General features: G+C 41.8%; 12 protein-coding genes. 1 reads left to right on the top strand and 11 read right to left on the bottom strand.

Annotation, left to right across the window (positions count from 1 at the left end; all coding sequences use genetic code 11):
* Positions 1-4: 4 nt before the first annotated feature.
* From ppk1 to CLOL250_RS04745, 11 genes are all read right to left on the bottom strand, one after another.
* On the bottom strand, positions 5-2,329 hold the full coding sequence (ppk1, locus tag CLOL250_RS04795; protein WP_147554291.1) for a polyphosphate kinase 1: 2,325 nt from the start codon (positions 2,327-2,329) through the stop codon (positions 5-7).
* A 70-nt stretch (positions 2,330-2,399) separates the two neighbouring features.
* Positions 2,400-3,059 (bottom strand): HD domain-containing protein, encoded by a 660-nt coding sequence (locus CLOL250_RS04790; RefSeq protein WP_044945136.1) that lies wholly within the window; start codon positions 3,057-3,059, stop codon positions 2,400-2,402.
* A 443-nt stretch (positions 3,060-3,502) separates the two neighbouring features.
* Positions 3,503-4,843: a citrate/2-methylcitrate synthase gene (locus tag CLOL250_RS04785; protein WP_119962654.1), complete on the bottom strand. Its 1,341-nt coding sequence runs from the start codon at positions 4,841-4,843 to the stop codon at positions 3,503-3,505.
* The gene (locus tag CLOL250_RS04780; RefSeq protein WP_008401039.1) at positions 4,818-5,339 is read right to left on the bottom strand and encodes a MarR family winged helix-turn-helix transcriptional regulator; all 522 of its coding nucleotides are present in this window, start codon (positions 5,337-5,339) and stop codon (positions 4,818-4,820) included. The genes CLOL250_RS04785 and CLOL250_RS04780 overlap by 26 nt, the downstream gene beginning before the upstream one ends.
* 858 nt (positions 5,340-6,197) lie before the next feature.
* On the bottom strand, positions 6,198-7,136 hold the full coding sequence (locus CLOL250_RS04775; RefSeq protein WP_008401038.1) for a transketolase family protein: 939 nt from the start codon (positions 7,134-7,136) through the stop codon (positions 6,198-6,200).
* Positions 7,124-7,960, bottom strand: coding sequence for a transketolase (locus CLOL250_RS04770; protein WP_044945130.1), 837 nt, complete (start codon positions 7,958-7,960; stop codon positions 7,124-7,126). The genes CLOL250_RS04775 and CLOL250_RS04770 overlap by 13 nt, the downstream gene beginning before the upstream one ends.
* 30 nt (positions 7,961-7,990) lie before the next feature.
* Positions 7,991-8,716 (bottom strand): NAD-dependent protein deacylase, encoded by a 726-nt coding sequence (locus CLOL250_RS04765; RefSeq protein ID WP_008401036.1) that lies wholly within the window; start codon positions 8,714-8,716, stop codon positions 7,991-7,993.
* A gap of 87 nt (positions 8,717-8,803) precedes the next feature.
* On the bottom strand, positions 8,804-10,978 hold the full coding sequence (cdaA, locus tag CLOL250_RS13655; RefSeq protein ID WP_008401035.1) for a diadenylate cyclase CdaA: 2,175 nt from the start codon (positions 10,976-10,978) through the stop codon (positions 8,804-8,806).
* 115 nt (positions 10,979-11,093) lie between these two features.
* A complete protein-coding gene (locus CLOL250_RS04755) occupies positions 11,094-12,071 on the bottom strand; it encodes a hypothetical protein (protein WP_008401033.1) in 978 nt (325 codons plus the stop codon).
* 2 nt (positions 12,072-12,073) lie between these two features.
* Positions 12,074-12,493: a hypothetical protein gene (locus tag CLOL250_RS04750; protein WP_008401032.1), complete on the bottom strand. Its 420-nt coding sequence runs from the start codon at positions 12,491-12,493 to the stop codon at positions 12,074-12,076.
* A gap of 360 nt (positions 12,494-12,853) precedes the next feature.
* Entirely contained in the window at positions 12,854-13,885 is a 1,032-nt protein-coding gene (locus CLOL250_RS04745) for a glycoside hydrolase family 5 protein (RefSeq protein WP_044945127.1), read from the bottom strand.
* A 233-nt stretch (positions 13,886-14,118) separates the two neighbouring features.
* Here CLOL250_RS04745 and CLOL250_RS04740 point away from each other — a divergent pair, with 233 nt between their 5' ends.
* Positions 14,119-14,862 (top strand): AraC family transcriptional regulator, encoded by a 744-nt coding sequence (locus tag CLOL250_RS04740; protein ID WP_008401029.1) that lies wholly within the window; start codon positions 14,119-14,121, stop codon positions 14,860-14,862.
* Positions 14,863-14,965: the final 103 nt, after the last annotated feature.

Here is a 14,965-nt window from a genome sequence, read left to right as displayed (position 1 = left end):
TCTGCTATTTATTTTCCTGTTCCGCATCCTGCCTGCGCAATAACTGATGAAAGGCATCACCTGCTTCTTTGTATGCTTCCTCATAGAAATATTCCTGAGAATTCAACACAGGTCCGACCATCGGAAGCTTTTTATAGCTGCCGTCCGGCTGCTGCTCTCTCGCTTTCACATTATCCCGAAGCATCGTTGCAAATATCTTACGAACTTTATTCTTTACCGTCTCATCATAAAGCGGTGCTGCGACCTCCACACGGCGAAGTGTATTTCTCGTCATAAAATCAGCCGATGCGATATAGACCTTATCTCTGTCATGCGTTCCGAATATATAGATTCTGGAATGTTCCAGAAAACGCCCCACGATACTTACAATATGGATATTATCGGTATCCCCCGGTATTCCGCTTCTCAAACAGTTAATACCACGGATCACCATATCGATCTTTACTCCGGCTCTGGATGCATCGATCAGCTTATCTATGATCTTCTTATCTGTCAGCGAATTGATCTTGATTCCGATATAAGCCGGCTTTCCTTCCTTTGCGATCTGAATCTCATTCTCGATCATAGCAATTACTTTATTCTGAAGACATTTTGGTGCAACCAGCAGATGCTCCATATCTTCTACCACGGAACCAAGCAGGATTGCCTGGAATACCTTTGCTGCCTCCTCACCGATCCTTTTATCTGCCGTGATCAGTGACAGATCCGTATATAATCTGGAAGTCTTTTCGTTATAATTTCCGGTTCCCACCTGTGTAATATACTGAATCTCATCTCCAACCTTTCTGGTGATCAGGCATAGCTTTGAATGAACCTTTAAGCCATCTATACCATATACAACATGGCAGCCCGCATCCTCTAATGTCCGACTCCACTCGATATTATTTGCCTCGTCAAATCTGGCCTTTAATTCAACCAGCACATCAACCTGCTTGCCATTTTCGGCAGCTTCGGTCAAAGCCTCTACCACCTTGCTGTTTCTTGCCAGACGGTAAAGTGTCATACGAATAGAGATAACCTCCGGATCGCGGGCAGCCTCCTGAAGCATCTGCAAAAACGGTTTGATGCTCTCATACGGATAGGATAACAATACATCATGATCCAATATCTGTGGTATGATATGCTCATTGCTCTTTAGCATCGGAGATGCCTGTGGCACACGTCTCTGATAGACAAGCGTTGCATCCTTTCTCAGGATATCCTCAATCTGTAACAAGAAGGAGAGGTCAAGCGGTGCCTGATTTAAGAACACATGCGGTTCCTCCATCTCTGCATACTCGCATACCTGCTTTATCATATCTCCATTAATATCTCGGGATAATTCCAGTCGTACAGGTGCCAGCTTCTTTCTGAGCTTTACGATCTGTGCCATCTTATCTCTGTAATCAAGGTCTTCATCATAGACTGCATTAAAATCAATATCCGCATTTCTCGTTACACGGATCACGGATTTTTCAAGAACCTTATAGCCTTTATAAACCTTTGGCAGAAAATGCAGGATCAGTTCTTCGACCAGCATATAAGTATCATCCTTCGTCGGAATCCGGATCAGTCTTGGGAATACAGAACTGCTGCACGGAATGATTCCGATCTTTTTCTTGTCACTTCGTGTTCCAAGAACCGCAAGCGCATAAATCTCCTGTCCCTTCAAAAATGGAAACGGCTGCTTTCTTCCCACGATCATAACAGATAACAGTGGCACAATCTCTTTCATAAAATATTCTTCCAGATATTTGCTCTCCGATTTTGTAAGTGCTTTGAAATCAGTCAGATGAACGTCTTTCTCTCCAACCTCTTTCATAATAGACGTATAGATGGCATCCTTCCTGTCATTCAACTCGGATACACGCTTTAAGATTGCATCGATCTGCTCTCCCGCTGTCATATTCGTCTTATTCTCCCGAAGCTTCTGGCTTAACAGCTTCTGATCCTCCAAAGAACCGACACGCACCATAAAGAATTCATCCAGATTACTCTGAAAAATAGACAGAAATGTCATCCGCTCACACAATGGAACACAGGTATCTTCTGCCTCCTCCAGCACACGCTCATTGAACTTCAACCATGATAATTCACGATTTTCATACAGTCCGACATGATTCACCTTTTTTACCGGCTTCTCTTCCTGTATTTTCTCACTTTCTTCCTTCTGCTTATTTTTTCTTCCAAACCGAATACCCTTTACTTTGTTTTTTGATTCATCCTTTCGTATGTCATCATTTGAACAATCCTCAGATACATCCGTATTACCTGTTATGATCGTTACTTTCTCTGTTCCATCTGTAGTTACAGACTCCTGATTTTTCAGATTCTTTTCTTCGTTATTCATTCTTTGAATCGCTCCTGTTATTTTCTCTTTTATGTAATGAAATATTCTTTGAATCGCCATACACCCCCTGTCAGATTACCCGCTGTTTATTGATCGTAAGCCAGAATTCCAGCCCAAGCACCTCTGCCGACTTCCTGCACAGGATCATACGCTGTAAAAAGATCTCGAAATAATCCATAACGGCACACATAGATTTATCGATCTTTAACTTCAGCTCAATATGTGAATCTCTGGTAATCTTCAGTTTGTTTTCTTTTACGGCATAGTTCACTCTGTCATGAATATCAAAGGATGAAATATCCGTATTCCTGACTCTTGAATTTCTCACATCACTTTTATCCGCGATCAGCAATGCTGCTGCGATCGGATTTACCGGAAATGCTGCTGACTCATCATGATTTCCAATTGCTGTTATAATTACAGCTGTGTCCTCCGGGTCTGCTCCCATATCATCTAATATCCGAAATGCCATGACCGCACCGGACTGCGCATGTCCTTCCCGGTTCACAACATTTCCGATATCATGCAGATACCCCGCAATGCTCGCAAGCTCTGCTTCCCGCTCGGAATATCCAAGTGTCAGCAGTATCTCCCTTGCTGTCTCTGCCACACGTTCTACATGTGCAAATCCATGCTCCGTATATCCCATTGCGCGCAGAGATTCATCTGCCATCCTTATATATGTCTGAACCGCTTTGTTCTTCTTTACATCTTCAAGTGTTACTTTCATATACCATCTATCTCTCTTCTGCTTCACTGTTCTTCAATTTACATCATCCCGATTTTTGTCGCTATCAAGCATTTGAAAATTCTTTGTAAAATCATGGTAAAATCATTTATTTTCAATGTATTACCGGCATCCCCCAAATAATTTCCCTTATTTCCGGTTCTTTCTGATAACCCCTGAAAAGCATCTGGAAATTTTACATTTCTTTCTAAGTATATGTGATCCGTTGCTTTTCTATTTATGTAAAATATATGTTTATGCGGATTCCTTCTGTATATTTCCTTCTATATATTTCCTTCTGTAAATTTTCTTCTGTATTATCTGATTTATTTTATAACTGATACAACGATCCATACATAAAAACAGACAGTTTATAAGAACCTCAATGGGTCCTTATAAACTGTCTGTTTTCATGTTATAAACTATGCTTTGTTTTTGGCTATTGGTTATATCTGGGGATTTTTCTCCATGATACTCATATATGCCGGACGCATGATCCGGTTATTCGTGATCAGCTCCTCGATCCTGTGTGCGCTCCATCCAACGATACGTGCGACTGCAAACATCGCTGTGTAAAGCTCCATCGGGATTCCCAGCATATCATATACAAATCCGCTGTAGAAATCCACATTTGGACTTACACCTTTGAAGATCTTACGCTGCTTTGCGATCAGCTCCGGGGCAAGCTCCTCTATGTTCTCGTACAACCTGAGATCTTTTTCCCTGCCCTTTTCATGAGCCAGCTTAACGACATAATCCTTGAACACTCGCTCTCTCGGATCTGACAGGGAGTATACGGCATGTCCCATACCATAGATCAGTCCCTTATTGTCAAATGCTTCCTTGTTCAGTATCTTGCTTAAGTATGCTTCTATCTCATCTTTATCTTCATAGTCTTTTATATGTTCGCGAATATTATCCATCATTTCCATAACCTTGATATTGGCACCACCATGCTTTGGTCCCTTTAAGGATGACATAGCAGCCGCCATTGTGGAATAGGTATCAGAACCGGAAGATGTAACAACTCTTGTTGTAAAGGTTGAATTATTACCGCCACCATGCTCCATATGAAGGATCAGTGCCGTATCAAGTACCTTCGCCTCTACCTTGGAATATTTCTTATCCGGACGAAGCAGCATGAGAATATTCTCAGCCGTTGACAGATTCTTTGCCGGACGATGGATGAACATACTATCGTTCTTTACATAGTGATTGTATGCATTATATCCATATACAGCCAGCATCGGGAATTCGCTGATCAGCTGGATACACTGACGCAGAGAATTATTCACACTGGTGTCCTTTGCATTCTTATCATACGATGCAAGCGTCAGGATACTACGTGTCATGGAATTCATGATATCCTCTGTCGGCGCTTTCATGATAACATCTCTTGTAAAATTCGATGGCAGCGTACGAAGCCCACCGATGATCTTCTCAAATTCATGCTGTTCCTCTGCATTTGGCAGCTCACCCATCAGCAAGAGATATGCCACCTTTTCAAATCCCAGTTCATCTTCTCCCAGGCTTCCGATCAGATTCTCCACCCGATAACCCCTGTACCAAAGTTCTCCGTCACAAGGTACTTTCTTGCCATCCTGCACCTTAGAGGATACAATCTTTGAAATGTTCGTCAGACCGGTCAATACACCAACTCCGCGGTCATCGCGAAGTCCGCGGTTTACTCCATATTCATCATATAATCTTGGTGCGATATAATCATTTTTCTCGCATATCTTTTCCTGTATTGCCACATACTCATTCATTTTCATCAGACTCATCATCATTCTTCACCACCTGCATTTCTTCAATCTCACTCTCCATAACCGTATCCAGCTCCTTCATCAGGATCAACAGATTGATCATATTCTCTTTGCCGAATTTGTTAATTACATTTCCGTAAAAGTCCTTAATGATCGTTTCCTGCTCATGAAGCTGTTTCGCACCGGCATCCGTGATCGTTACATAAGTTCCGTCCGTACCATTTCCATCATGTGACCATTTGACATAGCCACGATCTCTGAGATCCCGGACTGCCTTTGATGTCTTACGGATACTCATCTGCATACGCACCGATAGATCGGTCAGATATGCCTTTCCTCCATAAATAGCGGAATCTCCGCTGATCGCCTCTATACTTTGCAGTGCGACATATTCCGCAACACTTAATTTAGAAAATAAATGCCGTACGGAGTCCCTGCTCATCATGTATTTTCTGTAAGTAAATTCATTCGATAATTTCGTGATATCAATTTCCTGTTCGACTTTCTGTTCCTGCATAAACAACCTCCCTTTCCGGTACACATATAAAAGCCCCTGTTATCGCTCCAACGCATATTGTTTCACTGGATTGTACACAACAATAAGTATAAGTGTCCCTTTGATCTGTCAATTCTCTGTCCCTATGTAGTTTTATTTCCTGATCTTTTTATAGATTTTTCGTATCTGTTCCAAACATGAACGGAACAATGAATGAAAAGATTTTATTGAAATAATAGATTTAGATATACTCTACTTGATATGATAAATGAAACTTCCGGCTTCTGTCAACCGACTTTATCCTTATTTAAGAACTGCGCCGAAGATTTTAGAATTATGATAGAGGAACATTATCATTATGGAGCAAGACACGTTCGTATATCTTTGAAACAAAATGGGAAATACATCACATATTATTACGCAAGTCGTTTGCACTCTATTCCAACGCAACGGTACTAAGTTCCTCGCCTATGGCGACTCACTAAGGACCGGCGTTGGAACAGGCTTGCTGCATAATAGTAATGCTATTTCCCATTTTTTGCCCTAGACATTGATGCTCGAAAGTTCTTGCTCCATAACGATAATGTACCGTGCATTTTTATGTCATAGTCAGCAACTTCTAAACAGGTTGTTTCACAATAGAAAAAGCAGCGTTATAAAAATTTTACAAGTTAAATCTGCCATCGGTACTTTAAGCAAAATGAAAGACAGTATTAATATTATGAAGCAAGCCTGTCCGAATGTCGGTCCTTAGCGATCCGCTGACAGGCGGGAGCTTAGTACCGTTACATGAGGATAGAACGAAAGTGACTTGCGGAATAATATATAATACTGTCTTTTATTTTGTTTCAAAGACTCCCGGAAGAATCTTATGAAATTTTATAATGCTGCTTTAATCTGCTTATAAATGCCCTCTGCGTCGAGTTCATACTTATGAAGCAGGTCTTTTGCCGGGCCGGACTCACCGAAGGTATCGCGAACACCGATTCTTGTTACCTTAACCGGATTCTTCTCTGCCAGACATTCCATAACCGCTGAGCCGAGTCCACCGATGATCGAATGCTCCTCTACCGTGAACACTCTGCCGGTTGCCTGTGCTGCCTTTACGACAAGTTCCTCGTCAAGCGGTTTGATCGTGTGGATATTGATCACCTGTGCATCGATACCGTCCTCTGCCAGCATCTTCGCAGCTTCTAAGCTCTCAGATACCGGAAGTCCGGTTGCTATGATCGTGATATCCTTTCCAGGACGTAATTCTACGCCCTTGCCGATCTCAAACTTGTAGGTTGTCTCATCATTGATGACCGGTACTGCCAGTCTTCCAAATCTCATATAGACAGGTCCTACATATTCATATGCTGCCTTTACGGCTGCTCTTGCTTCTACATCATCACATGGATTGATAACCACCATGCCAGGGATCTCTCTCATCAGGGCAAGATCTTCATTACACTGGTGGGTCGCTCCGTCTTCTCCTACGGAGATACCTGCGTGGGTTGCTCCGATCTTTACATTTAGATGTGGGTATCCGATACTGTTTCTCACCTGTTCAAAGGCTCTGCCTGCCGCAAACATCGCAAAGGAGCTCATAAACGGCACATATCCACAGGTTGACATTCCGGCTGCGATGCCTGCCATGTTACATTCTGCGATACCACAATCTACATGGCGTTCCGGAAATGCTTTCTTGAAGATTCCGGTCTTTGTTGCTGCTGCAAGGTCTGCATCCAGTACGATCAGGTTCTCATGTTCTTTTCCAAGCTCAACCAATGCATTACCATAGCTGTCTCTTGTTGCGATCTTCTTTACTTCTGACATAACACGTCACCTGCCTTTTCCAGTTCTTCCATTGCAATCGCATACTCCTCGTCATTCGGAGCTTTGCCATGCCATCCCACATTGTTCTCCATGAAGGATACTCCCTTACCTTTTACGGTATGGGCGATGATCGCTGTCGGCATTCCCTTGGTTGCCTTTGCTTCCTTGAATGCTGCATCGATCTGATCAAAATCATTTCCGTCGATATTAATTACATGGAAATTAAATGCTTCAAACTTCTTATCGATCGGATATGGGGAACATACATCCTCAACGGTTCCGTCGATCTGAAGGTTATTATTATCTACGATCACTAAAAGGTTATCCAGCTTTCTGTGACCTGCAAACATAGCAGCCTCCCAGATCTGTCCCTCCTGGATCTCTCCGTCTCCGCACAGACAGTAGGTTCTGTATTCCTTACCGGACATCTTCGCTGCCAGTGCCATACCGACTGCTGCGGAAAGTCCCTGTCCGAGAGAACCGGATGACATGTCCACACCAGGAATATGCTTCATATCCGGGTGTCCCTGTAAATAAGAACCGATATGCCGCAGAGTCAGAAGATCCTCAACCGGAAAAAATCCTCTCTCAGCAAGGGCTGAATAGTAACCCGGTGCTGTATGTCCTTTGGATAATACAAAACGATCTCTGTTCTCATCCTTTGGATTCTTCGGATCTACATGTAATTCCTCAAAATAAAGATAAGTAAAAATGTCTGCTGCCGAAAGTGATCCGCCCGGATGTCCTGCTTTTGCAGAATGTACGGAGGAAATAATTCCTTTACGGATGTCAACAGCCTTTTTTTGAAGGTCTAGTTTGTTCATGTCTTTCTCCATTTCGTTTTATTTTCATTTTTATAATTGTCCCAGCACTTTTCCGATCTTGTCAGCGATCAGAAGATCTGCCTGACCGTCCGTCTGTGTCGGTGACATATTAATAACTACCAGATGTTTTCCCCTGAAATACCGAACCAATCCGGCGGCAGGATAAACAACCAATGAAGTTCCGCCAATGATCAATGTATCTGCTTCCGAAATATACCGGATTGCATTCTCGATATCGTCATTGTTCAGCCCCTCTTCATATAATACTACATCCGGCTTAATTATTCCACCACAACTGCATTTTGGTACACCATCTGATTGAATAATATAATCCAGATCGTAGAATTTGTGACATTTTGTACAATAATTTCTGTGAATAGAGCCATGCAACTCGATCACATTCTTACTTCCTGCCATCTGATGCAGACCATCAATATTCTGTGTTACGATCGCTGCAAGCTTGCCCTGTGCTTCCAGTTCGGCAAGTTTTTTATGTGCCATATTCGGTTTTGCATCCCGATAAATCATTTTATCTTTATAAAACCGGTAAAACTCTTCAGGATCACGCATATAGAAGCTATGGCTGATGATCGTTTCCGGCGGATATTTGTATTTCTGGTTGTAGAGTCCGTCTACACTTCGAAAATCCGGAATTCCACTCTCTGTAGAAACACCTGCCCCACCAAAGAAAACCATACGTTCGGATTCTTCAACAATTTCTTTTAACCTTGCTATTTTCTCATTCACCTGTTCCATATATCAATCTCCCTTCTGCATAATATATAAACAGGCAATAGCGAAACTGCCTGATCCAGCGTTTTACTATTGCCTGTTATTACCGTATCATGGCATAGCCGTAACCTCAATCGTTACCTTACAGGTACTCTCGATCGTATATGTATCGCTGTCTTCTATCGACAGCTCAACAGTATTTGTTCCCACGGACAATGTCTCTGCATCAACTATAATCTTTAAGTCCTTCGCAGTAAGCTTGGACACTTCATCTGACAGACCGGATATCACAACCGTATTCCCCTCCGGGAACTGAATCGAGTAATCATAATCGGTCATTTTATTATTGATCGTAATGTCTTCTGCCGATACCGTCATCGTTCTGCTGATATTCCGCTCAATTGTGACACGCACACTGATACTTGTATTCTCATCAGCAAGTACAACGCCTTCAGGCAGATATTTTGCAACCTCAATCGTACTTTCAAGATCCTCATTACATCCGGCTACATCAATGTCATCTATCTTTATCTCTGTCAGATTCTGTAACACATCTGCAGGACCGCCGACCGTAATCTCACTTGGAACATATTCTACATTGACAACTTTGTAGTTCTCCGCCGGGACACCTGTTGTCTCAATCTTGACAGCTACCTTTTTCGTCTTATACACCGGTACAGTTACCAAGATTCCCGTGGCCTTGCTTTCCAGCTTCTTACCGGATATCTCTTCACCATTTGCATCATAGAAGATTGGTGTGCATGTTGCTGTTACATCAGATGATCGTCCTGATACATCCACCTGCACCTCTGCTTTTTCTATCCGTTCGATCACACTTGCCGCACCTTTAACCGTTATCAGATTTGGTGTAGATACCGGAACACCTGTTGTGTATCCCTTTGCAGTCTCTCCTTTTGTAGTTACCGTTACAGGAAGGGATGCTGTCTGTTCTTCCTCCAGTTCAACCTGAAGCACATTATCTACGATCGTAATACTGATGTTATTATTAACGGACGGAGAATTTGCTGTTACTGTAATGTTGACAGCATTTGTGATCGATAATTTTGACATGTCTGCAACTGCAGTAAAATCAGATGCCCCAAGCGAATTCACAACAGATCGTCTGCCCTTTATAATTATGTCTACCGTTTCACCGGATACAATATCGTACAACTGATTCTTATCCGTGATCGCATCTGTATTTATCAAAGTAACCGGTATATCTTTGATCTGCCGTGTAGTTGAATAGTCATCTACATTCAAAACAGTCACCCATACGATAAATCCAAGGATCAATGACAGAAGTTTCAGTCCCCAATTACTGAATAATTTATCTTTCATCACTGTCAGCCTCCTTTCTGTTGTCAGAAGACCTTCCGTTTTTATATTATTCGAGTCCGTCTTTTTCCCGGTACTTTTCTTTGTACTCTTACGTCTACGTTTACTGTCTTTCAGGCGACGTTCATCTTTCTTCTTTACATCATCCTGACTCAAAAGCTCCAGATGCTTACGAACACTCTCTGTATCCAGATTCCGATACAGTTCTCCGCCCTTTGCGATCGATATCGAACCGGTCTCCTCAGATACGATAAGCGTCACGCTGTCTGATACCTCACTGATACCAACCCCTGCACGATGTCTTGTTCCCAGTTCCTTATTAATAGAAAGATTTGCAGATAACGGAAGATAACAGGTTGCCGCAATAACTCTGTTATTTCTAAGAATAACCGCACCGTCATGGAGCGGTGTATTATGCTCAAATATGTTAAGCAGCAACTGGTTGGTAACCACCGCATCAATCGGAATTCCTGTATCAATATACTCGCCAAGAGCAACCTTATCTTCAATTACGATCAAGGCTCCTGTCCGATTTGCAGAAAGAACCGTCACGGTCTTGATCAATTCGTATATCGTTTTATCAGACAGTCCTCTTTCTTCTGTATCCTCGTGCATGATGTAGTCAAAAAACTTCTTTCGTCCCAATGTTTCAAGTCCACGACGGAACTCCGGCTGAAACAGAATGATCACCGCCAGAATACCGATGCTGAACACATTTTTTAAAATATACAGAATCGTATTGAACTGCAATAAAGATGCAAGCATGGTAAATAAAAATATCAATACAATACCTTTTAACAACGTCCAAGCACGACTGCTCTTAAACCAAAGCAGTATTTTATAGATGACATACGAGAGTATCAGGATCTCAATAATATCACTAACATCCGGTCTGGTAATATAAAACCAGTCAAAATAGGTCTTTAAAAAAGCCATAAGCTTATCCATTTGATATCTCTCCTTTCCACAAGCTGTTATAAGTCAGGCAAAGCCTGAGCCGTGATCTGTTGTCATATACAGTTATGACCTGACAATATAGTCAGGTCATATGCAGGAATTTCTATTATCTGGTAACACCACTGATCGTATCGTCCTCCATAGAGTCCTGTGATGAGGCGTTGATCTTTCTTACACTTTTCTGTTGTTTTGCCATAACGATCTTCGGAACAGCTTTAACATAGTAGTAATATTCGTCGTCTTCAAACTGTGTATTCTCAACTCTTGAATAATCCACAACTGTTTTAAAGAACTGTACGATCACTCCGATGATCACTGCACATACGGAACCAAGCAAAATCTGTCCAACCGAAATACTTGCCTCTAAAACGACATTTCCAATCAGGAAAAGAATAATTTCAAATAAACCACCGACAATGATAGCCGCATACCATGAATATTCTACAGACATCCGGTAGATAACATATACGATCACCAACACAACCGCAAATACTGCAACTGTGAGCAATAAATTCTTATTATCAATCAAATGCTGGAATATATATTTGTAACTTTCAAGCATATTTTCCGGATCTGTTGATTTCTCCAGTTCCTTCAGATAATCTGCCGCATCCATTGAGAAATAATAAAATATTGCACCGAATGCCATCGGTACGATCGCTGTAGGTCCAACGATCATGCCTGCCAGAACAGGAAGCAGATACTGCAGCTTCAGTACAAAGAACAGCGGAGCATACATCATGATCCATGTTGTTTTCGGGAAGAAACGGATATACAGACAATACATCACAATAAATATGATGATAAATGATATTCCGATCTCCTTGCTTGCGGAAAAATAATTCATAAATGCAATTACTCCGCCAAATACATATCCAAGTCCATCCGGAACAAACGCACATACTACCGATAACAGGAAAATGATCAATCCGCTGGATGCTGTCTCATTATGTCCCCCTGTTATATGTACGATCGACCAAAACATCAGCAGTGCAAGCACAAATCTGATCACCGGTACCACGATCTTATCATATTTACTGCAGAAATTTTTTATACCATCTCGAAAACTCAGCAATGATGCCATGATTACTTCCTCCTTTTCTTTCCTTTGGTCTTATCCTCATTATCATAAAATGCGATCAGTTTTTTAAGATCCTGATTGTATCTTATAATATGAGGTTTTGCCTTGGCGTATCTATGGGAGTATAGAAACCATGCAAGAACCATAAATAATATACATACAAGTGCATATACGATCAATAGCTTATAGGCCATACCAAGCAGATCAAGATCTACCAGCTCTGTAATCAGCTTACCCATGTTATAATAAATATATGCCGCTACAACTATCACAAACAGGATCGTTGTAGACACTAAGGTTTTCAGGCAATTATATTTTACATAATCTGATTTGAAGTATCTGCCTTTTTCCAGATCTTCTTTTCCCGTTGATTGTTCATACATGGCAAGTCTGGTCATTAATCTGACCTTTTCTTCGTTTACCATCTTGTTTTCTCCTACTTCTTTTCTAACTATAAAAATCAGCTTTTGTTATTATAATCCATACGAAAAGAATAAGCAAGCATACGCCGGAAAAAGTTTCTTAAATAGAATTAACGCCTTGATTAAAAGAATGCCATGGCCCAGGTAAGGCAGACAGAGATGGTGGGTTGGTTGAGACTTGCTTCATTTCCGAGAAAGGTACACATGCTCGATCCGCTCATGCTCTTGTGCAAACTCGCCCTCCGGGCTCAGACATGCACCCGCATTCGCCGGCAATGTGACCTTTCTATTCGGAAATTATGCAAATGTTACAACCAACCCACCATCTCTATCTGTCTTACCCGGGTATATGGATAAACAGCCTTAAAAATATTTCTTGAGTTCAGCAAATACCGGTTTCAGGCGGTCAGCGCGAAGGTCGAAGTCCATCTCCTTGTATGACCATGCCGCACGACCGATACCGTATTTTACAAATACTTCATGGATAGCTTTATACCATAATACAGTGTTTGCCGGGTCTGCGTTTTCGATCACGCCATATTCTCCGCAATAAAGTGCTACGTTTCGTTCCTTTGCAACAGCGATCGCATCGGCAAACAGATCTTCAAAATATGCTGAATCAAGATTTCCCTTATAATCAAGGATCGACAGCGTTCCGGCAAGCTTTGCAGGCAGGTGTGCTTTTGCATATGCACAAAAATCTTCCATGCTGCCTTTGAATTCCATATGATAATCCGCCGGCATGTCATCTACCCACTGTGCGCCCTGATGTGTAAAAAGAAGAGGGTCATAGCTGTGGAAATTATATATGATATGTTCATCCATCGGCATCGGAATATCTCTGACTGCCTGCACGCTGTTATGCCAGTAACCACCGATCAGAATATCAGTTGTCGGTGCATATGCACGGATACGTTCTACACACTTTGGTGCGATCTCTGCCCATACAGCACCATCTTCTTTATCTACTACTTCATTTAATAATTCAAATGCAACTTTATCTCCATATCCGCCAAAGCGCTTTGCAAATTCTTCCCATAATCTGTAGAAGCGTTCCTGAAGAGCTTCGTTTCCAAAAAATCCACTCTGTTTTTCTCCCGGATCAAAGGAATAACCAGCGGTCTTATGCAGATCAAGGATCATATTGAAACCATATTTATGTCCCAATTCCAGCGCGCGTTTGATCCGTGCAAAACCTTCTTCCTTATACTGTCCGTCTTCTGTCTCTACCAGATTATAATCCACCGGCAGCCTGAGATGATCCAGTCCCCAGCTTGTAAGCTCTTTAAAATCATCTTCCGTAATAAAATTATTGAATCTGTCCTCGGAATAATCACACTGGGAAAACCAGCCTCCCAGATTAACACCCTTCTGATACCCTTTCCATGTCTTCATATGCATGATCTCCTTTTCATTTAGCAAATAATAAATTGTAATTGTTATTTTCTGAATTTATGATACTATAAATGCATATGTATGGAATATAACATATCCGATTTTTATATCAAATAGCTGACCTTCATTGTTCTGATTGTATTTTTGGTGATGTACAATCCGTTCATTTGAAAAAGTACTGCTTGTATGCAAATATTTTTTATAGCTGTATATTATATGAAAGGAGTATTTCCATGAATAAAGAATTACAGAAACTGTTATTAACGCAGCAGGAGGAACAGTCTTATCACCTGCCGATGGAGGCAGAGTATTCATTTTACCGGCGGATCGCAAATGGGGATATGGAGCTACTGAAACTAAATATGAATGCAGATACCATGGAAGGCATGGGAAAGCTGTCTTCATCCCCACTGCAGAACAAAAAATACCACCTGGTCATTCTGACTGCCATGATCACACGTTTCTGTATCGAAGCCGGGTTGGATCCGGAACAGGCCTATACTTTAAGTGATATGCATATCCGAAAGATCGATGCATGTCTGACACCGGAACAACTGGATCCGCGAAAAGGGGCTGTTGTGAAGGATTTTGTACTTGCCATGCACGAGCTTCATAACAGTCCCGGACTGTCTTATCATGTCATGCAGGTCGTCTCCTACATTAACAGCCATATCACAGAACCGATCCGGGTATCGGATGTCGCCGATGCAGTGAAGCTCCACCCGGACTATCTGACCCGTCTGTTCAAAAAAGATATGAACTGCAGTCTCTCACAATATATCATAAAAGAAAAATGCAGGGCGGCCCGCTACATGCTGTTAAACAGCCAGGCAAGCTGTACAGAAATCAGTTCATTTCTGTATTTTGCGTCCTGCAGTCATTTTGTAAATTGTTTTAAAAAAGAATATGGTCTGACACCGAATGCTTACCGCAAACAGATGGGCGGTCTGTCAAATGATCGAAGCGATGCGTTCTAATACAACAGCTAAACCTCTCTCCATCTTTCCTGCCGATCGCATTGCGTATTATGTGAATTAATTTTGGTCGCAGCCCCCACACAAGGCGGGAACTGCGACGGTC

The sequence above is a fragment of the Clostridium sp. L2-50 genome, assembly GCF_000154245.1.
In the GTDB taxonomy this organism is placed as follows: domain Bacteria; phylum Bacillota; class Clostridia; order Lachnospirales; family Lachnospiraceae; genus Coprococcus.
Note: the sequence above shows the minus strand (reverse complement) of the source record. Positions and strands in the feature narration are given on the sequence as shown.